This is a genomic window from Motilimonas sp. 1_MG-2023 (genome assembly GCF_030547455.1).
Lineage (GTDB): Bacteria > Pseudomonadota > Gammaproteobacteria > Enterobacterales > CBDFNC01 > Motilimonas.
On sequence record NZ_JAUOPX010000001.1, the window covers coordinates 219,330 to 240,281 of the forward strand.

Here is a 20,952-nt window from a genome sequence, read left to right on the forward strand (position 1 = left end):
TTTGCCGATAAAATATCAGTAAAGTGGAAATGGGGGAATCATTTACTGCATTGGTGCTGACCGTAAGCATAATGAGGCCAATTGCTGGCCTCATTATTTCACAACAAGTTAAGTGTTATTTCACTTCAACTTGGGTTTCGCCTGTGATGTCGATAGTCACATGACGATCTTGTGCACGTTCACTTTCAGCCATACCAGTTGCTTGAGTATCACCTTGCCAATTAGTGGTGATATGCTCAGCTTTAACGCCTTTTTGTACTAAGTAAGATTGTACGGAGGTAGCACGGGCTTGTGATAAACGCTCGTTGTACTCTTTATTACCTAACTTATCGGTAGCGCCTGTTAATTGTATTTCAGCAACGTCATTGGCATTGTAAAAGGCAACCGCTTCATCTAGTTGCTTTTTAGCTGTATCGGTCAGGGCGTATGAATCAAAACCAAACAATACTGCGTCAGATAGTGACGTTACGCGGTTTTCGTATACTGGTGTTGGCTCTGGAGTCACAATTGGCTCAGGCTCAATCGGTAATGGCTCCACTACCACTTGCTCCGCACCGCGGCCAATGTGCGCTACTAGCTCTAAACCAAAGTTATTTACGTCAGTTTTCACATTGTGTGAACGGCCAACGTTTTCAATGCGGCGGTAACGCGCTTGCAGATCTAAAGTGTCGTTGATGCGGTAAGTTGCACCTACGCCGCCAAGTGGAGACAGGCCTTCATCACGGTGACCTAAAGAATCAGAGCGGTAACCAAATGCACCAACTTCACCGAATACAGAGAAATTAGTAGAAAGGGGAAGGCGACCGATAATAGAGGTGTTGATACCTTGAAGAATACTGTCTTCGCTTGGAAGCTCTGTTTTACCTAAGTGGTTGTAGCCAGCTTCTAGGGCAAAATGTTCATTAAATTGGTAACCACCAAAAGCATTAAAGCTTTTATCTTTGTCATCACATGACGCTGCGCCAACTTGATCACAAGTATCTTCGTGTTGCGCCATACCTGCACCGCCACCGAAGTAAGTGTTGCCGGCAAATGCTGCACCAGAAGTTAACGCTAATGTAATCGCAAGAGATAATTTTTTCATTGTATACCTTCATATTATTATTGTTAGTCAATCTGAGCTGTGGCAAATCAAGTTGCCGCTTCAGTTGATGAAGGGCAGTCTAGGTGGGGAAGGTAAATAAGAGAATAGGGTTTTGTTAATGGTGAGTATGAATAAAACTTATAATAACTGTGATCTACCTCACTAGATATAGATCACAGTTTAATATTTATGCAATATTAATTTTATTGTAAATAGATTAAGCGACTTATCTAACGATTACTTAGTGCTTAACCATTCAATAGCTTTTTCCATTTCGCCTACGCTACTAAAGCCGCGGTTGAGTAGCACATATTTACCTCCTACTACCAAGGTTGGTACACCGGTGCTCTGTAGTTTACTTTCAACGGCAAAAGAGGCATCGAGTGCATTTTTCAGCTCTTCAGACTGACTAAATGCTTCAAACTTATCTTTATCAATACCTTGTTCAGCAAGAAAAGCTTCAAAGCTAGCTTGATCTTTAACAGTGCCGTTTTGTCTTGCTTCGAAATAGGCGGGGTGAGCTTTTTCCAGTACACCGAAGTGTTTAAAGGCTTGGAAGATCACAGCATCAAACACCCACTTTTCATTTAATAGTGAAGCATTGGCCGTCACTTTTAACTTTTCATTGGCCTTTAAGGTATTCATTAATGGTTCGGTAGCCTTACAAGCTGGACAGCCGTACCAAAAGAACTCGTGTACTTGATTAGTGTCTGCTGGTATAGCTGTTTCTAACACACGGTAATGGACATCTTGCTGGAATGGGTCATTGGCCGTGGCTATGGCTGCCGAGGTTAGCTCGGTTGCTTCGTTGTGAGCATGACCTTCGTGGCTGTCGGTTGCAGCTTCTGGTGTTGCTTCTTTTGCTACTGGTGCTTCAGTTGGCACAACAGTTGGCTCGACACTCACAGCTACTTCGGCACTTTTAGCCGTTGTGTCGGTAGGCACTTCTGATTGCTCAGAGCAAGCAGCAAGGGATGCGCCAAATAAGATGACGAGGCTTAGTTTGGTGATGGGGGTCATATCAAATCCGTTAATAATCACTAAATAATAAAAGAGTCGATTATGCCTGAGATAAATGAGTATGCCACTAGCTTGACTTAACTTTACACAGTTTAGTGATTGAAATGAAACCCCAGTATAGATCGAGCTGGCGATGTATGGCTGGCACTAGCAGGGGTTACAGCGTAAGCATCTAAGCTCCTAAAGCGGCCAAATAATCATTTTTAATCTTAACACTCTATCGCCCTAGTCGGTGACCTCAAAAATAGAGTCAATAATAATGGGTAAGTTGCCCCTGACAGAAGTCGCGCCAAAGACAGAGCGTGCATGAACGCCCTTTTCACCAAATACCTTAGCCATTAAATCTGAGCAGCCATCGAGTACCTTTGGATGTTGTTCAAAGTCTGGAGTTGCGTTGACAAAACCTTGCAGTTTTACCACACGACTGACTTTATCAAGCGAGCCTAATTCTAGTTTTACAGCGGCTAATATATCCAGACCCGTTGCTTTGGCAAATTCATAACCTTGTTCAACAGTATATTCTTGGCCAAGTTTACCTTTGGGTACAACACTTAATCCCGCTACAGGGCCTTTACCAGAAACATAAAGTAACTTGCCTGTACGTACACAATTACAGTAGCTTCCTTGCGGGTCGCTGGCAGTTGGTAAGTTTAAGCCAAGTTCTAATATTCTTTTATCGATGCTCATATTCGCTCCTATTTGTGATAGCCATGTTATTAAATTGTGCAGGCAATAAAGCGGCTATAAATGTAGTCAAGTAACTCTTAGGCTAAGGGGGCGGTTTACAACTTTACGAAACGCAGGCTCCAACTCCCTAAGGCTAACCAACTGAAACTAAATCATGGATTTCAAATGCCACTTTAATCGTTCGCCAGCTTGTTGTGAATATCTTTGTCAAATAAATATAAAGAAAGTAATGGTTCAAGTGGCTTTGATCAGTCTAGGTAGTTCTTACTGTTATACCAGAAAAGTTCGTGCACTCCATTTGGCTGAGGTGCAATAGTTGATAATCATAACTGGCTTAGCCCCATGACTGAGGCTCCCACATCATTTTTACTTCTATAACTTAGTGACCCTTACTTGTTTAGGTGGGTTTGGCTGCGCTAGTACAAACGAGGCAAATGCGCCGCGATGTATTGGCGAGCCAACGGGTTGACCGAGAAAGTCATGGCTGAGATCCACGCTATCGCTGCCGCCAGTGAGCGCGGGGGAGGTTTGCTCTAGGCTGGCTGGGGTTAAGCTGGCAATTTGTGGCTCGGCAATTTCATCGCTGCTATCTAGCCACTCGGTAAAGTGGGCGCGATCTGTGTCACTCCAACTGTCGCTGGTGGTGTTATAGAGTAAGTTGTTGCTTACTTTTATCCAGCTTGGCGCATCACCGCGTTTACCGTAAGTGAGGTAGGGCATGGGATGACTGACGCGGATAACATTGTTGCTGACACTAAAGGTTGCGCCTTGGTCGGTGCCCATGCTGATGGCTTTAGGCTCAACATGGCTGGGCTTGCCGCCGCGAATATAGGTGCGCGAGGACTCATCGGACACATCATAAATGGTGTTGTTGTAAACATCAAAATGCCCCTTGATACCCCCGCCTAAGGTGATGCCATAAGGTGAGGTGCCATTGTTTTCTTCGGCCACCGGGCCAAGGCCTGCGTTGATGATGACATTGTTATACACCTGCGCATCCACTTCCCAACAAGCAGGGCGCTGTTGTACTCCGTTGCTGTCTGTGTAGGTGCGACTGTAAGTGTGGATGTTAATGCCTGAGCCTTTTTGATTAATGATGTAGTTGTTATGGGCCTTGAGCACGCTGTTGGGTTTAAAGCCGCGGCAGAGATCATAGCCATAGTTCAGTTGATCGTAAAAATGCAGGCCAAATTTGGCCTTGTTATCGTTTAAGTGGTTCCAGCCAAATTCCCAGCCACTAATTGGCTCGTTGCCCTCGGCTGGAGTTCGTATGGTTAAATAGGTGGTGTGCTGAAAATGCGAGGTTTGATCGCAACCAATGTCGGTGATTTGATTACCAAAGGCTTTGAAGTTATCGTTGCTCGCGCCGCCGCCGACAATGGCACCCGACCAACCGTTTGAACACATGCCATCACGCTCACCAATGGCGTTACCCACCGCACGGCCCCATTGGTTGGTTGATAGCTGTGAGGTGGAGTTTTGCGGATTGGACACGCTTTGATAAGGCGCACCTTTGCCCATGTCTTCCTGATTGCCTGCCAATACCTTGTATTTAGAAATGACGATGCCGCGGCTTAAATACGGATAAACGCCTCTCATAGGCCCCGATGCAAGGGCTTGGGTGTTGGGATAGCTAGCAATGGCGATTTGTTTTTCTTGGGTGCCTTCAAGGCCGACTAACCAAAGGCCTGCGCCAAGGGACTGACCGCCGCTAAGAGGGTGTTGCTCTTGAATTTCTTGCACGCCGTGGGAATAAGCGATATCACCTGCTTGTAATAAACGATTACCCGGCGCGCGGGCACCATAGGTCATGCCATTAATGACTTTAAAGGGGTCGTCAAAGCTGCCGCTGTTTTGGTTATTACCGCCCGCTTTTACATGATAAATATTACCTTCACGTACGCTAAAAGGCAGTGTGTTGTCACTGCTTATACCCGCTTCATCAACAAGGCGAATACTTGCTTCACCAAGTCCTAAGCTAGTGGGGATCGAAAAGGCGACTTCATACAGTTGATGCGATGTCCATAAATCGGCTGGGCCACTGGGCAGTTGACCATCGGCTTTTTTCCAGTAGTAGATATGAGCGGCAGGGTGAGATTGACCTTGTTGGTCAACGATCGAGACGGTGCCTTGAGTATCGCCTAAACGATAACCCCACACCGTCACGATCGCCCCTTCTCCCAAACCGTCGCCTAAACCTGCATTGGGCCCTGAAACTAAATCACTAAAGGCTAAATGAGGGGCTGGCGCAGCCCAACCACTTAGACTGGTGATGAGCAGCAAACAACTAATGAAATATCGCATCGCTTTACCTCGTTATTGTGCGCTGACAAATTGGCTGATACGGCCATTGCTATCAAGGCTAGCTATTTCAAATTGATAGTCACCTTTGGGCAGCTCTATTTGCCATTGGGTTTGATCGCCCGAGATGCTCACTTCACCCGTTGCTTGGGTTTGGCTGTTGGTCCAGCGCAAGGTGTAGCTGGCGATGTCACTGGCCAAAAGTACGCTGCCGTCAATGCGAGAGTTTGGCGTTTGCCATTCAATTAAGTAGCCTTCGGTCAGCGCTGGTGGCGTATCTGGCTCTTGTGTTGGCGTGATTGAAGGCACTGCCGAAGGGATAACCGTGGGGATGACTGTCGGCACAACCGTCGGTGTTGTTTCACTGCTTTTTTTATCACTGCCATCAGACCCACCACCACAGGCGGTGAGTGTTAATAATGCCAGAGGCAAGCAAAAGGTAAGTAGTCGATTCATTTAGCCTCCAGGCTGGTTAAGTTGGTAAACAAGAAACAGAGGTGGACGGGCATAATTGTTCAGGGTATCGGCATTTTTAAATGCCACATACAATTTGCCTGTGTTGGCATCATAAGCGCCGCCTTTTAGGTTAATCAGGCCAAGGCTATCGAGTTTGCCATAGTCATATGGGCGCACATCCCAAGGCTCCATTTCACCGTTTTTCACTCTCAGCATATCGGTGACGCGCCACAGCCAGTAATAGCTGTAGTTATCAGCGGCGGCCAGACTGCAAGGTCCGCCGCATAAATTGCCATTATCTTGGGTGGCTTTATAACCGATGCCAGATTCATGGCCGCCTGAATTACCTATGGTGAGATAGGTATTGGTTCCGGGAATAATGACACCAAAAGCGGCTTCACTGAGTGCGGTCCACAGCTGATTTTGCCTGTCGGTGTTGTACAAAATATCCTGCACGCTGATGCTTAAATCACCATAGAGGGTCTTGTCATAAAGCATTTGTGCACGGCGATGAGGGAAGTCGAGTAATGCTTCGGTGGCAACGGGGCCGCTGGTTTGTTGCAGCATGGTTTGTCTGGGCGACCAAATAAAACCAGATGGGCCAGTGGATAAACGACTATGAATAGAGCCGTGGGCATGACCTGAAATATGGGTGCCGCCAAAGTCAGCTTGCCAATTGTCGGGCACATCTGTTATCCAGCCTGCGACATGGGCAGCGCCATCAAGCTGATAGGGGCCGTGCATTTCGCTGTTGGCGAGATCGCTGGCATCGACAAAGCGCACCGAGGTATCTGTTTCGCCGCCGCCCGCATCGTACCAGTTCATGTAATTGACGATGAGCTGACCGTCGAGTAAATACAACCCATTGACCCGAAACCAGTTATCAATCCCTGTGTCTACACGATCGGTATTATGAAAGGGGGCGAAGTTCTGCAATGCTTGATCGCCGATATTAAATTCCGCTGGGTCGCGACTGTTTACTACCTCTGGGATGGCAAACTCTGCAATCCCTTGCTCATAGTCATGACCGACCACAAACAGGGATTGATTGTTGGGATTAAATGCAATCGCTGCTGGCGAGTAGTTTAAGTTAGGGTAAGCTGAGTCGCCGAATTTACCTGATGATAAACGAAAGCCGCCAAGGTATTGCATGTCGCTGATTTGCCACAAAGGTAAGCTGGCATTGTCGGGCTGCTGTTGCTCGCAATGACTGTACTCAAAACTGCCAGTCCAAGGTGTTAACGTGCTTTGCTCACATTGCCTGTTTTGTTGTTCGCTTTGGCAAATTTCAGGGGCAATCACCACAGGGGCTAGGTAGCGAGTACGATTTTGCTTTTCACCTTCGGATAATCCCTCGCACAAATCGGGCTTCGCCGTTGGCTCTACTGTTGGTGCCAATGAAGGTGTGTTGCTGGGTTGGATTTCGCCATCGTTTGGTGAGGCTTCACTGCCGCTACTACCACCACAAGCGATTAAGGCTAAGCTTAGGCAAATAAGCGCTACGGGGCGCAAGATACAATGAGTTGGCATGAACATATCCTTATGGCTGTCGAGTTACACTCAATTGGCTTGGTGCGGATGGGGTGTGAGGATGAGCATCCATCACCACCAAATCGTCCATGGCATACCAGTCTTCGTAGCGCAGGCTATCGGGCAAGCTTTTATCTATGTAGTCGTTACCGCCCAGTTTGACGGCGTTCCAGCCCACCATCTTGTCTGCGTCGGCACCCACCCAAGCAATTTGGTAATTGGCAAACACCAGTTGATCATCAATCCATTGCTCATAATGGCCATCGGCAACGCCGGGGGCGGAATTCATTTTCACGTAGAAGGCCATTTTGCGCCATCCAGTGATACTCTCATCACCAAAGAATTCCCTCGGGTGGATCATGCCTTGCTGCCCGCCCTGTGGAATTAATAGCCCGGACTTCATGCCAACCAGCTTGGTATTGGGGTTATCGGTGACGCGATCTTGGTTTAAATCGGTGATGTTATTGTCAAAGTTTAAGCTCATGTCGCCACTGAGCATTTCCCTTGGCAACCCTTTTATAGGGTTACTTTCTAAGTAGTAGTGGTTTGCTGGCGGGTAGCCGCGCATCCAAATGGTATTACGTAAGCCGTAGTTGTTGTGAACATAGTTCCAACCCGCAATGGGGCCGTTAAAGCCATCACGAAAGCCTTTGAATATTTCCCCACCTTCACCCCAAGTGTGAAGGATACGAAACAGCTTACTTAAAGCTTTAGGGTGATCGCTATTAGGTGCCCATTTAATGTAAAACTCGGCGTAGACTTCATTGTACTCTTGGTCAAATTTTTTCGCCAAGATGCCATCGGACCACCACTTCCAATTGGGATCAGATTTAGCATCGCGATAAAACACCACAGAACGCTCGCCGCTGCGGGCCTTGCCTGCAAAAGCGCCGATTTCAATGGATTCATGGCGATCGGTATCGCCCATGGATGGTGCGTAGGCTGGATCGGTGCGGATCACGGTCCAATTTGGCGGTGCAGGGTTGGCGTGTGGTCGTAGCCCAACGCCATTTGTATTCGGATAACCCGCTACCCAATCTGCTTGCTGCTCAAAATCTTCCGAAAAAATGATATTTGCTTGTAACTGAGAGCTGTTTAAAAAGCTAAGTAAAGTGATAGCAAAGAGATGAATCGATTTTGCGCGGTGAAATCGAAGCATAAATAGTTCGGCCCATTAGATATTAATGGCAAGATACTAAACTTATTCCATATGCAATAAAATGCATATTGTATTGACTTGTAATTTTTTTGCAGTTGATCAACTTTTAATTGTCGAGACGCAAGCCTGAGGGGAGTAATGAGTCGAAACAGAATGCTTGATAAAAAATGTGTGTAGGGATCAAAACAAACAAAAAAGTAGGGAGTGACTCAGTTGAAGTATCAGAAGTTATGGCAATAGTGATGTTGATTACCGTTGGACAAAAGCTGTTGCAAACTCGAGCCGCGTTAGAAAACTATTAAACCGATTAAGGTTTTGGGCTAGTTAGTAAGATATGGCTGCGGGTTTTGCTGTTGCTCTCATTATGATGCTTTTCATCTTTATTTATGAATATTTGATTGTACACTGACTCAGTTGTTTAAAAATCAAGCAGCGAGAAGATGTTTAATTCAAGGATGAATTTATGAAAAAATCCCTCATAGCGCTGGGTGTCGCGATGACATTTAGCCAACCTGTTTTAGCCGTTGACTGCAGTGGTATTGAAGCGTATCAAGGCAAAGGTGAATACACGCAAGATCAACAAGTTACCCATCAAAGCAATAAATTTCAATGTACTGTTCCTGGCTGGTGCGCCCTTGATGGTCCTTATGAGCCTGGTGTTGGTTGGGCATCGAGTAATGCTTGGCAAGATTTAGGCGTTTGTGATGCCGGCACTGATACGGGCGGTGGTACGGATACCGGTGGCGGCACAGATACTGGCGGTGGCACGGATAGTGGTGGTGGCACGGATAGTGGTGGCGGCACAGATACTGGCGGCGGCACAGATACGGGCGGTGGTACAGATACGGGCGGTGGTACAGATACAGCGGGGCCATCATGTGATGCAACAGAAGATTGGCAAGCCAATGTTGCTTATGGCAGTGGTACTGTCATCGATTATCAAGGTGAGTTATATCAGGCGAATTGGTGGACGAAAGGCGCCAACCCTGAGCAAAACTCGGGCCCATGGCAAGTGTGGAGCAAGCAAGGCAGCTGCTCAACAGGCACAGATACAGGCGGCGGCGATACTGGCGGGGGAGATACCGGTGGCGGAGACACTGGCGGTGGCAACACCACAGACACGCCCGTTACAATCAATGGTCAGCTGTCGGTTTGCGGTACCAAGCTGTGTAACGAAAAACAGCAGCCAATCCAGTTAAAAGGCATGAGCAGCCACGGCTTGCAGTGGTATGGTTGGAACAACTGTTTAACCGAGAAATCACTTGATGCCCTTGCTAAAGATTGGCAAGCCGATGTGCTGCGTATTTCACTTTACGTGCAAGAAGGCGGTTATGAAACTGACCCGCAAGGCTATACCGAACAAGTGAACCGCTTAATTGCCGAAGCCGCTGAGCGCGGTATGTATGCGCTAGTTGATTGGCACCAGCTTGATCCGGGCGATCCAAATTACAATCTAGCCAATGCTAAGCGTTTCTTTACCGATATTGCTAACGCTAACAAAGATCGTAACAATATCATTTACGATATTGCCAACGAGCCTAACAAAGTGAGTTGGGATCGCATTCAATCTTACTCGACTGAAATTATCCCCGTGATCCGCGCGATTGATCCTGATGCGGTGGTATTAGTGGGTACTCATGGCTGGGCAAGCTTAGGGGTGTCCGATGGCGCGAGTTATCAAGATATCGTTAACAATCCAGTGCCATTTGATAATGTGATGTACACCTTCCATTTCTATGCCGCTAGTCATGATGATTACTACCGTCAGCAGCTAACGGCCGCCAGTGAAGTGTTGCCATTATTTGTTACCGAGTTTGGTACGCAAACTTATACCGGCGATGGTAACAATGACTTTGTCAGTGCACAGGCTTATTTAGATATTCTAAATAATAAGCAAATTAGCTGGGTTAACTGGAACTATTCGGATGATTTTCGCAGTGGTGCAGTATGGCAGCAAAGCACCTGTCGTAACGATGGTCCTTGGACTGAGGCGAGCTTAAAACCTGCAGGTAAATGGGTTCGTGAGCAAATGCGTAAGTAATGTTTAGCCTGTCAAAATCATAAGGCGGGCATGGTTTCACGCAAAAACGGCAGCCATCGGGCTGCCGTTTTATTTTTCGAGCTAATGGCTAGCTTGGCAATTAACCTTCGTATTTACAAAGGTAAGCCGTATCAACATCTACTTTTACTGAAAAGCTAGAGTTAGCTTCCACTGGGAACATTTGACCGTCAGTGTAAGTTTTCCACTCATCAGAGCCAGCTAGTTTAATGGTTAAGCTACCGCTTACCACTGTCATGTATTCTTTAGCGCCAGTAGAGAACTCGTACTCGCCTTTTGCCATCACACCTACAGTTGCAGGAAGATCTTGGCCTTCAAAGGCAATCGATTTCACTTTACCGTCGAAATATTCGTTTACATTAAACATTTTTATAATCCCTATGTATAAACTTTTATAAGTTTAATGGTGTTGTGTTTTCCATGGGGCCATGCAGGCTCTCGCAAGGATTTTGTTATTAATTTCGGCGCCAAGTATGCCTTTAGGCTATGACGGAGACAAGTAAAACTAGGTTGAAAGGCTCAGATATTGATGCTTAACAACTCATCTTTGTTGCTTATTGTCTTGCGTCATCTTTGCTCAGCTTTTATGGTATCAAAGAAGAACCACTGTTAATGGGAATAAGGATGTTAACGTTATTTCAAATCGATGCATTTAGCGATGAGCTATTTAAAGGCAATCCCGCAGCGGTAGTGCCGTTAGAGTCATGGTTAAGTGATGAATTAATGCAGCAAATTGCCGCCGAGAATAATTTAGCGGAAACAGCTTTTTTTGTGCCCATCAGCCAAGGTCAATATCAGATCCGCTGGTTTACGCCAGCCTGTGAAGTCCCCTTATGTGGTCATGCCACCTTGGCCAGCGCCTTTGTGTTGTTTAATGAAATGGGAGTTAATGGAGAGCAGGTGGTGTTTCACAGTAAAAGCGGTGAGCTAACGGTGACCAAATCAGGTGAGCAATTACAGTTAAATTTTCCGCAAATTCCAGCAGCCATGGTGGCTGATGAGTTGATCCCTGCTGACATTGAACTTGGCTTGGGCGTGCCCGTTGCAAATGTATTAGAAGCCACTAACCAAGACGACCCTGTTTATTTAGTTGTACTCGACAGTGTGCAGCAACTCAGGGCGCTGACACCAGATATGAACATTTTAGCTCGCTTGCATCCCCACTCTGTTTTGGTGACTGCATTGGGAGAGGAAGGATCTGACTATGACTGCGAGTCGCGCTTTTTCCTGCCCAGTTATGGTATAGATGAAGACCCAGTTACTGGTATGGCGCACTGCATTTTGGCGCCCTATTGGAGCCGACAGTTAGAGAAAGCGAGCATCAACGCATATCAAGCATCTAAACGCGGGGGCGCAATGCACTGTAAGCTATTGGCCGCGGGCAGAGTGCTGTTATCAGGCCAAGGAAAAAAATACCTATCAGGCCACATCCACCTGTAACGTTGGTCCGATAAAGTTGGTCGCTTCCATGGCCAACTTAATTGATTTATAAATGAAAAATTAGAACAAACAATGCGCATTTTTAGTTAGATCCGACTGCCTGATTTCGCTTATCATATTCAGTTCACCTATTCGGCAGCTTTGTTGCCGATTTTGCCTCTTCTTTACCTGCAAATAAAAAGGATATGCCATGTTTGGCTTTTTTGAACGCCTACTGCCTGCTTTTCCGCCCGAAGAGCCGACCCAGCCACCAAAGGGGTTGTTAGCCTTTTGCCGACACTACACCAAGGGAATGTGGATCCCACTGCTTCTGATGTCATTATTAACAGCATTAGGCGCAGTATTAGAGGTATCATTATTTCGTTTCATGGGACAACTTGTTGATTGGTTAGCGGATAAAAACCCAGACACTTTCCTAGCAGAAGAGTCGGGCACACTGATTTATATGAGTATTGTGCTGCTGGTGGCGATGCCTTTAGTTGGTCTATTGCATTCGTTGTTGGTACATCAAACCTTGTTGGGTAATTATCCAATGTCAATCCGCTGGTTGGCACACCGGTTTTTACTTAAACAAAGTGTGTCGTTTTATGCCGATGATTTTGCTGGACGAATTTCAACAAAAGTGATGCAAACCGCGCTGTCGGTACGTGAAACCGTGATGAAGCTATTGGATGTCCTAGTGTATATTGTGGTGTATTTCACCTCTATGTTGGTACTGGTTGCCTCGGCTGATTGGCGTTTAATGCTGCCCATGTTGGTATGGCTGGCCGCTTATGTAGGCATTCAAATGCATTTTGTACCTAAGCTACGTGCAATTTCAGCTGAACAAGCCGATGCGCGTTCGATGATGGCGGGTCGTATTGTCGATTCGTACACCAATATCACCACAGTGAAACTGTTCTCACACACTAACCGTGAAGCCGACTATGCCAAGGAAGGTATGGACGAATTTATGGCGACGGTGTACAAACAAATGCGCTTAGTAACCGGCCTGAACATGTCGGTCAACGTTATTAATTATCTACTGGTATTTGTTATTTCGGCGATGGCTATTTGGCTTTGGTCTGGCAGCTTAATTACGGTTGGTGCTATTGCCATTGCGGTGTCATTAGCGCTACGTTTAAACGGTATGGCGCAATGGATCATGTGGGAAGTCAGTGCCTTATTTGAAAACATGGGCACAGTGACAGACGGCATGAATACCCTGTCTAAGCCATTACAAATTCAAGATAAAGCGGGTGCGCAGCCGATAGTAGTTAATAAGGGCGAAATTAAATTTGATCAGGTTGGTTTTCACTATGGTGAGGACAAAGGCGTGATTAATAATTTGCAATTTACCATTAAACCGGGCCAGAAAATTGGTCTAGTGGGTCGCTCGGGAGCCGGTAAATCAACCTTAGTGAACTTGTTGATGCGTTTCCACGATGTTGAGTCAGGACGTATTCTCATTGACGATCAGGACATTCGTGAGATCCAACAAGATAGTTTGCGCGCGCAAATCGGCATGGTAACGCAGGACACCTCGTTGCTGCATCGTTCGGTGCGAGAAAACTTGCTGTACGGACGCCCAGATGCCACTGAAGAAGAAATGATTGCTGCGGCCAAGCAAGCCGAAGCCCATGAGTTTATTCTCGGTTTAACGGATCCTAGTGGTCGCACAGGCTATGATGCCCATGTGGGTGAGCGCGGCGTGAAGTTATCCGGTGGTCAGCGTCAACGTATTGCCATTACTCGAGTGTTATTAAAAGATGCGCCGATCCTGATTTTAGATGAAGCCACCTCGGCGCTGGACTCAGAAGTAGAAGCGGCGATTCAAGCGAGTTTATATAAACTCATGCAAGGCAAAACCGTTATTGCTATTGCTCACCGCTTATCAACCATCGCCGCGATGGATAAACTGATCGTGCTGGATAAAGGTGAAATTGCCGAGCAGGGTAGTCATGCTGAACTGGTCGCGGCTGGTGGGATTTACGCCCAGCTATGGGCGCATCAAACGGGCGGTTTTCTCGGCGAGGATTAATTCTCGGTGCAGGGCGTCGCTTAGTGCCCCCTAACAGGGGCATTACTTTATTAGTGAGATTACCGCTGGCTCGGAAACTGTCCAGTTTTCTTCTATTTTACAGAGCAAGCTAGTATGTTCTTTTTAAGAATATGTTTTCATTGCTGCCAGACTTTAAATGTATTGGCCCAAGCAATGGCATCAGCTATTTGAAATACCTTGGCCCAAGCAATGGCATCAGCTATTTGAAATACCTTGGCTCCGTATCCAACAGATAAAATATCTTCAGGTAAAAATTCATCGAATTTTTCGGTTCGTTTTTCCAGTACTTTTTGCGCTAGCTCTGCTTCTGTTGGAAGTTTTTTAGAAGCTATCTCCAATAATGTTGACCTTACATGTTCGAGTGTTGCCTTTTCTACTTCTATAACTCCTTCATATGCGCCAGCTTCAAAGCCATGTTGGATTAGCAAGGCGACAATAGTATTTACCACTTTGTCGCCAAGCCATGGGAATATGTATGTTGTATTTCCTACCTGAATTAAAGGTTCTTTAGAGAGCTTTGCATCTTCGAAATATTGTACGCTCTCATCAAACAGTTCTCGTGCAGCTGAATCAGCGAAGTCGACTTTCTGATCCCCCACAGAAATTCTGTAGTCACCGTCTTTTAATATTTTGAACATCTCTTGCCGAACAACATCATGTATGTTCAAGCCGGCACCACCAAATTTAGGCGGCTTGCCACCTTTTGCATGCTCCACATAAATAACTTTCTTTTCGCTATCAATGTCGTTTACTTTCCAACGTTTTCCGCCGAAAACAATATGCTGCCCTTCTAATACCAATGAATCTACAGGCAGCGTTCCGAGTGATTTGGTTCCACATACAATCCGGAACTCTTCAGGTGTTTTAAAAACAGCATAGAACGAGTAATGGCTTGTCAGCTGTTCTCCCAAAAGGCCAAGTACCAATTCACCACTTCCTAACTGAGTTATGAGTTCTGTTTTGCCCATGTGGACAAGTAGTGCTTTGAAGTTTTCAACATTAACGTTTTGAAAAGGGCCATCTTTACAGAGCAAACTAAATAATTGCTCAGCTCTAATTCCTCCCCATTGTGCAGTAACCGCAAGTACTTGATGAAGGAGTGTTGAGAAGTGATAAAGTGATGTATCAGCTGGCTCATACCATTTACTGCCGATAAGAAGTCTGATCATGGCCAGAGACTGAATAAGCTCCAGTCTCAGCTTGTCGATGACGCTAGAGTCTTTTGTCAATTCATCTTCAGCGATGAGCATTCGCAATATTGAGGCTCCACCGCGTCTTCCTGAGCGTCCCATTCTTTGACGTAAACTTGAAATAGAGTGGGGAGCTGTTACTTGAATTACTGAGTTAACCTTGCCGATATCAATGCCTAGTTCAAGAGTCATTGTGCAAATCGCTGTGGTAGGATAATGCTCCTGTTGCAAGCGCTTTTCTAAGCTTTCTCGAAGATCTTTAGATAGCGAACCATGGTGAGGAAAAAATTCATTCGGTACAATTTTTTCTTCACAGAAGTCAGATAATGTAGCCGCAATGCTTTCTGTACGGCTCCTACTATTTGCAAACACAAGGTGATTTCCGCCTCGACAAAATTTATATAAATCTTGGCAGATCGTATATTCGGCATCATTGGAAGACTCAGCTTCTAAGTTAGCAGGGTTTACATATCCCTTTACCTGAACCTTCAGGGTGGAAGTCGAATGTGTGTCTTTGATGATCTTGCAAGGTAAAGAGCGATTAGGGCGAAGTGATAGAGGTACTTTCTCTAACTCACCAAGCGTAGCACTCAAAGCGACTCTCGGGATTGGTGTTTCTAGTCTTCCGAGAAGGTGTTCAAGTCTATGAAGTAAAGAGAGTAAGTGATGGCCGCGCTCAGAACCAATAAAGGCATGAAACTCGTCAATAACGATATATTTCAAATTAGAGAATGCAGCTTTGATCCAGCCTGGGTCTCTGATGAGTAATGACTCCAATGACTCAGGTGTTATTAACACGACACCAGACGGCGATGCTTTTAATTTCTTCTTTCGGCCCTGTGAGCTATCACCATGCCAGGGAGTAACTGGTATTTCTAACAGGTCAGACAGACTTTCTAAGCGCCTATCTTGGTCATTTATAAGGGCTTTTAGAGGGCTAACGTAAAGGATCCCTACACCCGTTTCTTGATGTGCGATAGTGCTAAGCGCAGGCAAGAAAAATGCTTCTGTCTTTCCTGCTGCGGTTGAAGCGCTGATCAGCACATCTGTCTTTTCAGACAATATAGGTTCAATAGCAAGGCATTGTATTTCTCGTAAGCCAGTCCAGCCTTGTTTGAATATCCAGCGCTGAATCCGATGGTCTAATTTTTCATGTTCATCAATCATAGTTTGAAGTCAGCAAATCCATCTTCATTGTCCTCTGTTTCGAGTTCAACGTCGGAAGGCTTATCTTCATTAATTGCTACTGATGAGATTAGACTATGCCATGCAATTTGCGGGTTTTGGTCGATTACTGCGAGCATGTCTAAAAATGCTTTAATGGTGTTACGTGGCGTTCTAAAATACGCATCCCCTATAGTTTGGCTGCAATGCTGTAAGAACGCTTTGAGAGATTCGTCTGGAACCAAGTACTTCGCTTCGTCACCTTCAGCATAAACATGGCGCAAGTTTTTAAGCAAAATATACAGTTCTTCAGGGGTTAAGCTAGCGAGGTGTAGCGATGGTGACGAATAATCAATCACGCCCGCTTGTTTAGCAAAGCTGTTATCTGCCAATCTAGATTGTAGTGCTTCATAGCTATACAAGCCTTTACGTGGATCTAGCAAAAACTCAGGGGTTCCGCCGAGAAGGAAGCCCAAATGCTCAGCGCTTCCTTGCAAGCAATCGTTTAGAATTCGGAGTATTTGTTCATAGTTAGAAGTTCTCGCTGTGGTGTTGTTCAACTTATATAGATTTACCATCTCGTCTAAGTTAACTAGAAGCCCTTGGTAGCCAGCTTGTCTGACAAATAAACTCATTAATTTCAGCGCGTCATAAAAAGATGTATCCGAAATAATTGTTCGAACTCCTAGGTCATTTCGGGCATCGGTTTTAGTTGAATACTCTGCTCGTAACCATTTTATGGCGTTAGCTTTTAATATCTCATCATCTTTCTCATGACCTATCCAATAAGCCTCAATAACTTTAGCAAAATCATAACCGCCAACGAGTTCAGAAAGTGATGCTAATTTTTCATGGATAATTGAATTTATACTTTTTCCTGAAGTATCAGCTTCTTTCATTGCTTCTGTGATGAACTTTTCAACTACACTGGTTAAAGCATTACCATCAGGTTTGTTGCGAGTCGCCATGTTACGCATTAGCTCAGAGTAAAGGTTTCTAGCTTGACCAGCCGATGCATGAATACGTCTATCAGGAGATAAGTCTGCATTGACGGTTACAAGCTTATTCTCTAGAGCAATAGCGCGTACAACACTTAAAAAGAATGTTTTACCAGAACCATAATCGCCAATAATGAGCCTGAAAGCTGAACCTCCATCTGAGATCCGTTCAATGTCTTGGATCAGAGCTTTTAATTCATTTACTCGACCTACTTGGATATGCTGAATTCCAATCTTAGGAGTAACACCTGACTTCAGAGATTGGATAATTGCATCCCTTTCTTTAGCTCGAATTCTTTTAGCAACCATTATTTATCCCTTTAATTCTTCTACGATTTCTAGATCGACATAAATATCACCATCGTCATCTAGAACTGGCGCATCGACTTTGTCATAAGCCCAGTCATTAATAGTTTCTAATGCGCCATCAACCATTATGTTAAGTTTGTTGCACAGTTCATGAACTTCTTTACGTGGCCACGATTCTTTAGCTATCAAAGTTTCAAAAAGTTCTTTGTAAGGGCGATCTAAGCCTTCTTCATTGACATCAGCGGTGGGGCTCATTTCCAGTTCAGCTTCTTCATCAACGGCAAATATACTCTCCAGCATACTCTTTGCGTCGTTGGTGTCTCTTTCATGCATAGCCAGAATACTTTCATCCAACTGAAAGGTACTTTTATCAATTGAAGCGTCTTTAGATGTGGCTGAGATAGGTTGTTTACTGGAGGCAAACGCATGAATGTCACTTGTAACGAGTGATTTATCTAGGCCTAACGAGGTATATAAGTTCTCAATTTGCTTAATTTCAGAAGTATCGATTTTTCCATCAGCAAGAGCGATGGAAAGCATGAATTTTTTCAAGAATTCCACCTGTGGAACGGCCAGTTTTTCAATCCTAGCTTTCAAGCCGGTATTATTTACAGGAGCATTTAGACGCCAAGTTAAATATGCATTTAACGAGTTCTTTTCAGAAGGTGAGAGTTTGTCATCGTGGTTTATCAACGTTTGTAAGGCAATTTTCTCATGATGATCTACAGTACCATCTATTGTTGCAACCATTGCCCCTAACCTAATTGCTAAACTTACTTGATTGAATGCCGAACTTGGCTCAAAAAACTCGCCATGGCCCGGTGAGAAGAGCACAATGTTGTCATCGATTTTCAGTTTTGCATGATGAAAACGTTGGTCTGGCGCAATACCTATTTCAGCCTTAGCAGCCAAGTTGGCGACTAGTTCATTTTCTTTTTTGTTAAACGCCTTAGGGAGAGGTGTGCCTGTATGAGTCCAGAAATCCTTGACTGTGGTTAGTCCATCATTTGAACTAATTATCTGATTTGCCCAAGACTTAAATGTTTCTATGACTGGTGAATTTGCTTCGTTTGCCAGTTCTTTAGGTAATAACATTAACGCTGCAATATCACTCCTTGAGGTATCAGCTTTTCCTAAGTAACGGCTATAGCTGTTCAACTCTTCCGTACATTGTTCGGCAATAGGAATGAGCTTTTTAACTGGGCCTTTGAGAATACTTGGATCTGGTAAGTCACCCAACTCCAAATCAACCCCATGCACACCATTACTTGCCGCATGGTATGAAAGTCGCAGTTTAGTTTTATTGGGCTTTACGGAAATTCCTTCGCCAAACTTGTCAGAAAATCTAATTTGGAAAAGCTGGCTAAACTCATCTTCACATCTACGGGCGGGAGTTTTTAGGGAATACTCGAAAGTATTTTGTAGCCACTCTAAAGCTAAGGGAGCTGTTACAGGGTTTCCATTGGCTATAGTTGTTGCAAGTTTAACTTTGAATAACAATGCATTATTAGTTTCTGGTATATCTGACAGTCTATCTTTAAATAAGGCGGGTCTTTGAAGTGCCATTAGTTCGAGGAAATTAGCAGAGTATCCTCTGAAAGAACGATTTGCGCTGAAAACAATATTGAGATGCAACACTTCTTCAAATATTGCCATATACTCTTCATCAGATATTTGACTATTGGATTTGTTTTCTATGACTCTTCTTTCAAAGCCATAGAAATAGATGAAGACATAGCCAATTGGCGTATTGGGGTTTGAGCGATCTGAGGCAAGCCAATCTAGATAAGCCCCTCTACAGCCTTTAGACAAGGAAGCGTAGCTTGGCCAGTACCCTAAGGATTCGTCAGTGTATATTTCTGAATCTACGGAGGGACTTGAAACCGGGTGTTTATCATCCACTAGAGATGGCTCTATACCGTACCCATCTAGTGAGTTCATTACTCCACCAAAGTAGAAAAAGCCTTTCGTTAACTGTCTTCCATTAACAAAAAGGTGTTCATCTTCACTTATCCATCGACCTTTTTGTTTGTTAGTTGTTTTTTCTGGCTCTCGGCCAAAGCTTGTATGAATAGTAAAAGTAGCAAAGTCGTCATCGGTCAAATGCGTTGCTCCAGTTGAACTTGAAATAACAACAGTGGAAGAGTCAGAAGTAATTTTTGGCGGAGCAGCTGTTCTATTTTTTGAGGCTTTATTTTTATCAGAGGAAGGTTGTGACACTTTTATTTGTAATTGGTGTTGGGAAGGCGTCTTATTGTATTTATAAAGTCGGTAAGCTAGATAGATTATAAGTGGCCAAATAATTAATTCCATTTTTTTCCTATTATTTCAATGGGTAAAGGATGTTGTGTTTTTAGAGCCCATTGGTTTTTTTAACGCAACAAGGCCCAATTACATTGTAAAATAATGGGCGTAAATATATTTGAATTAAAGTGTACTATTATCAATCCGTTGCCAATATTAGCAGGGGGTATGGCCTACACTCCATAATTAATATCTACCTACACATAAATTAGAATAAAGTGCTTAACAGGATATTCTACGATTATATATTAATAAATTAGAAGCCTAATGTGAGCAATTCGAGACTTTTGCCAATCACATGAAACGCAATTTTGAGACTCGCGTATTGTTCGTCTAAGGTAAACGCATAATGCTTTTAAGCGTCACGTTGTGCGCTAGGTTGCTGCAAGTGTTGTAACTCTCACCTGAACGGTTGCCCTAAAGTGTTATGACTATGTTCTATTTCACTACGCAGGGGCGTACTTAGTCTTCAAATGATATTAAAAGATGCGCCGATCCTGATTTTAGATGAAGCCACCTCGGCGCTGGACTCAGAAGTAGAAGCGGCGATTCAAGCGAGTTTATATAAACTCATGCAAGGCAAAACCGTTATTGCTATTGCTCACCGCTTATCAACCATCGCCGCGATGGATAAACTGATCGTGCTGGATAAAGGTGAAATCGCCGAGCAGGGGAGTCATGCTGAGCTGGTTGCCGCAGGTGGGATTTACGCCCAGCTATGGGCGCATCAAACGGGAGGATTTCTCGGCGAGGATTAAGTTCCTATTCGCCGAATAAATTCGGCTCCTACATGATATTCCCCCGTAGGAGCCGAGCTTGCTCGGCGAATGATATTCTGAACTTAGCAATATCGCTGAGTATATTTGCTCTCTACACGATATTCCCTCCATAGAGGAACTGAGCTTGCTCAGCGAAAAAGCGCTTTATCGCCCCATGACTGGGGCTTATATGGACTCCTCGTATTGTTCAATAGTTTTGCGATGTCATAGCATAAGATGCGTGCTTATATACGGGCTCTCTTTGGGGAGCTACCCCGGCCCTCAAATGTGTTCGCACCACTGTGCCTCATCTCCTACTCGGTGTTCATGCGCTGATGTTGCTTAGCGCTTGTCACCCCGCGCCATTGCAGGCTATCAGTGGTTGGTCTTACCTATTAACTTGCATGCTATTGAATCAATTCTTTACAGTAACGCTGTTGTACTTCGGTGGT

At 44.8% G+C, this 20,952-nt stretch carries 14 protein-coding genes and 1 pseudogene; 4 read left to right on the top strand and 11 right to left on the bottom strand.

All coding sequences use genetic code 11. From position 1 onward, the window contains the following. Nucleotides 1-115: 115 nt before the first annotated feature. From Q4519_RS01005 to Q4519_RS01035, 7 genes are all read right to left on the bottom strand, one after another. Complete coding sequence (locus tag Q4519_RS01005; RefSeq protein WP_303508524.1) at nucleotides 116-1,084, bottom strand: OmpA family protein; 969 nt, start codon at nucleotides 1,082-1,084, stop codon at nucleotides 116-118. Between the two features lie 237 nt (nucleotides 1,085-1,321). Next, nucleotides 1,322-2,104: a thiol:disulfide interchange protein DsbA/DsbL gene (locus tag Q4519_RS01010; protein WP_303508527.1), complete on the bottom strand. Its 783-nt coding sequence runs from the start codon at nucleotides 2,102-2,104 to the stop codon at nucleotides 1,322-1,324. A 225-nt stretch (nucleotides 2,105-2,329) separates the two neighbouring features. Continuing rightward, nucleotides 2,330-2,791, bottom strand: a complete 462-nt coding sequence (locus tag Q4519_RS01015; protein WP_232799861.1) for a RidA family protein — start codon at nucleotides 2,789-2,791, stop codon at nucleotides 2,330-2,332. Nucleotides 2,792-3,163: 372 nt separating this feature from the next. Beyond that, nucleotides 3,164-5,095 (bottom strand): hypothetical protein, encoded by a 1,932-nt coding sequence (locus tag Q4519_RS01020; protein WP_303508531.1) that lies wholly within the window; start codon nucleotides 5,093-5,095, stop codon nucleotides 3,164-3,166. 12 nt (nucleotides 5,096-5,107) lie between these two features. Continuing rightward, nucleotides 5,108-5,548 carry a hypothetical protein gene (locus tag Q4519_RS01025; RefSeq protein ID WP_303508534.1) on the bottom strand — a complete coding sequence of 147 codons (441 nt, stop codon included), beginning with the start codon at nucleotides 5,546-5,548 and terminating at the stop codon, nucleotides 5,108-5,110. Next, a complete protein-coding gene (locus tag Q4519_RS01030) occupies nucleotides 5,549-7,078 on the bottom strand; it encodes a hypothetical protein (RefSeq protein WP_303508537.1) in 1,530 nt (509 codons plus the stop codon). It abuts the gene before it with no gap. Between the two features lie 10 nt (nucleotides 7,079-7,088). Further along, nucleotides 7,089-8,237, bottom strand: coding sequence for a hypothetical protein (locus Q4519_RS01035; protein ID WP_303508540.1), 1,149 nt, complete (start codon nucleotides 8,235-8,237; stop codon nucleotides 7,089-7,091). Between the two features lie 463 nt (nucleotides 8,238-8,700). Between Q4519_RS01035 and Q4519_RS01040 the strand changes: the two genes are divergently transcribed. Continuing rightward, entirely contained in the window at nucleotides 8,701-10,278 is a 1,578-nt protein-coding gene (locus Q4519_RS01040) for a cellulase family glycosylhydrolase (RefSeq protein ID WP_303508564.1), read from the top strand. A 100-nt stretch (nucleotides 10,279-10,378) separates the two neighbouring features. Here the strand turns inward: Q4519_RS01040 and Q4519_RS01045 are convergent, their stop codons facing one another. Next, nucleotides 10,379-10,663 carry a pyrimidine/purine nucleoside phosphorylase gene (locus Q4519_RS01045; RefSeq protein ID WP_232799855.1) on the bottom strand — a complete coding sequence of 95 codons (285 nt, stop codon included), beginning with the start codon at nucleotides 10,661-10,663 and terminating at the stop codon, nucleotides 10,379-10,381. A gap of 257 nt (nucleotides 10,664-10,920) precedes the next feature. Between Q4519_RS01045 and Q4519_RS01050 the strand changes: the two genes are divergently transcribed. Next, complete coding sequence (locus tag Q4519_RS01050; protein WP_232799854.1) at nucleotides 10,921-11,736, top strand: PhzF family phenazine biosynthesis protein; 816 nt, start codon at nucleotides 10,921-10,923, stop codon at nucleotides 11,734-11,736. 190 nt (nucleotides 11,737-11,926) lie between these two features. Continuing rightward, on the top strand, nucleotides 11,927-13,756 hold the full coding sequence (locus Q4519_RS01055) for an ABC transporter ATP-binding protein (RefSeq protein WP_303508568.1): 1,830 nt from the start codon (nucleotides 11,927-11,929) through the stop codon (nucleotides 13,754-13,756). A gap of 137 nt (nucleotides 13,757-13,893) precedes the next feature. On the opposite strand, the gene Q4519_RS01060 is transcribed toward Q4519_RS01055, so the two are convergent. The 3 genes from Q4519_RS01060 to Q4519_RS01070 are packed head-to-tail and all read right to left on the bottom strand — an operon-like array spanning nucleotide 13,894 to nucleotide 19,751. After that, a complete protein-coding gene (locus Q4519_RS01060; protein WP_303508571.1) occupies nucleotides 13,894-16,134 on the bottom strand; it encodes a DEAD/DEAH box helicase in 2,241 nt (746 codons plus the stop codon). Beyond that, nucleotides 16,131-17,438, bottom strand: coding sequence for an ATP-binding protein (locus Q4519_RS01065; protein WP_303508574.1), 1,308 nt, complete (start codon nucleotides 17,436-17,438; stop codon nucleotides 16,131-16,133). Before Q4519_RS01065 ends, Q4519_RS01060 begins: the two co-directional genes overlap by 4 nt. A 3-nt stretch (nucleotides 17,439-17,441) precedes the next feature. Continuing rightward, entirely contained in the window at nucleotides 17,442-19,751 is a 2,310-nt protein-coding gene (locus Q4519_RS01070) for a TerB N-terminal domain-containing protein (protein ID WP_303508577.1), read from the bottom strand. 461 nt (nucleotides 19,752-20,212) lie between these two features. On the opposite strand from Q4519_RS01070, the pseudogene Q4519_RS01075 reads away from it, so the two are divergent. Continuing rightward, nucleotides 20,213-20,500: pseudogene (locus Q4519_RS01075) on the top strand (ABC transporter ATP-binding protein); the annotation flags it as partial. Nucleotides 20,501-20,952 lie beyond the last annotated feature (452 nt).

Coding starts and splice junctions, on each gene's coding strand:
- Q4519_RS01005 (WP_303508524.1), bottom strand. CDS start 1,084: ATGAAAAAATTATCTCTTGCGATTACATTAGCGTTAACTTCTGGTGCA.
- Q4519_RS01010 (WP_303508527.1), bottom strand. CDS start 2,104: ATGACCCCCATCACCAAACTAAGCCTCGTCATCTTATTTGGCGCATCC.
- Q4519_RS01015 (WP_232799861.1), bottom strand. CDS start 2,791: ATGAGCATCGATAAAAGAATATTAGAACTTGGCTTAAACTTACCAACT.
- Q4519_RS01020 (WP_303508531.1), bottom strand. CDS start 5,095: ATGCGATATTTCATTAGTTGTTTGCTGCTCATCACCAGTCTAAGTGGT.
- Q4519_RS01025 (WP_303508534.1), bottom strand. CDS start 5,548: ATGAATCGACTACTTACCTTTTGCTTGCCTCTGGCATTATTAACACTC.
- Q4519_RS01030 (WP_303508537.1), bottom strand. CDS start 7,078: ATGCCAACTCATTGTATCTTGCGCCCCGTAGCGCTTATTTGCCTAAGC.
- Q4519_RS01035 (WP_303508540.1), bottom strand. CDS start 8,237: ATGCTTCGATTTCACCGCGCAAAATCGATTCATCTCTTTGCTATCACT.
- Q4519_RS01040 (WP_303508564.1), top strand. CDS start 8,701: ATGAAAAAATCCCTCATAGCGCTGGGTGTCGCGATGACATTTAGCCAA.
- Q4519_RS01045 (WP_232799855.1), bottom strand. CDS start 10,663: ATGTTTAATGTAAACGAATATTTCGACGGTAAAGTGAAATCGATTGCC.
- Q4519_RS01050 (WP_232799854.1), top strand. CDS start 10,921: ATGTTAACGTTATTTCAAATCGATGCATTTAGCGATGAGCTATTTAAA.
- Q4519_RS01055 (WP_303508568.1), top strand. CDS start 11,927: ATGTTTGGCTTTTTTGAACGCCTACTGCCTGCTTTTCCGCCCGAAGAG.
- Q4519_RS01060 (WP_303508571.1), bottom strand. CDS start 16,134: ATGATTGATGAACATGAAAAATTAGACCATCGGATTCAGCGCTGGATA.
- Q4519_RS01065 (WP_303508574.1), bottom strand. CDS start 17,438: ATGGTTGCTAAAAGAATTCGAGCTAAAGAAAGGGATGCAATTATCCAA.
- Q4519_RS01070 (WP_303508577.1), bottom strand. CDS start 19,751: ATGGAATTAATTATTTGGCCACTTATAATCTATCTAGCTTACCGACTT.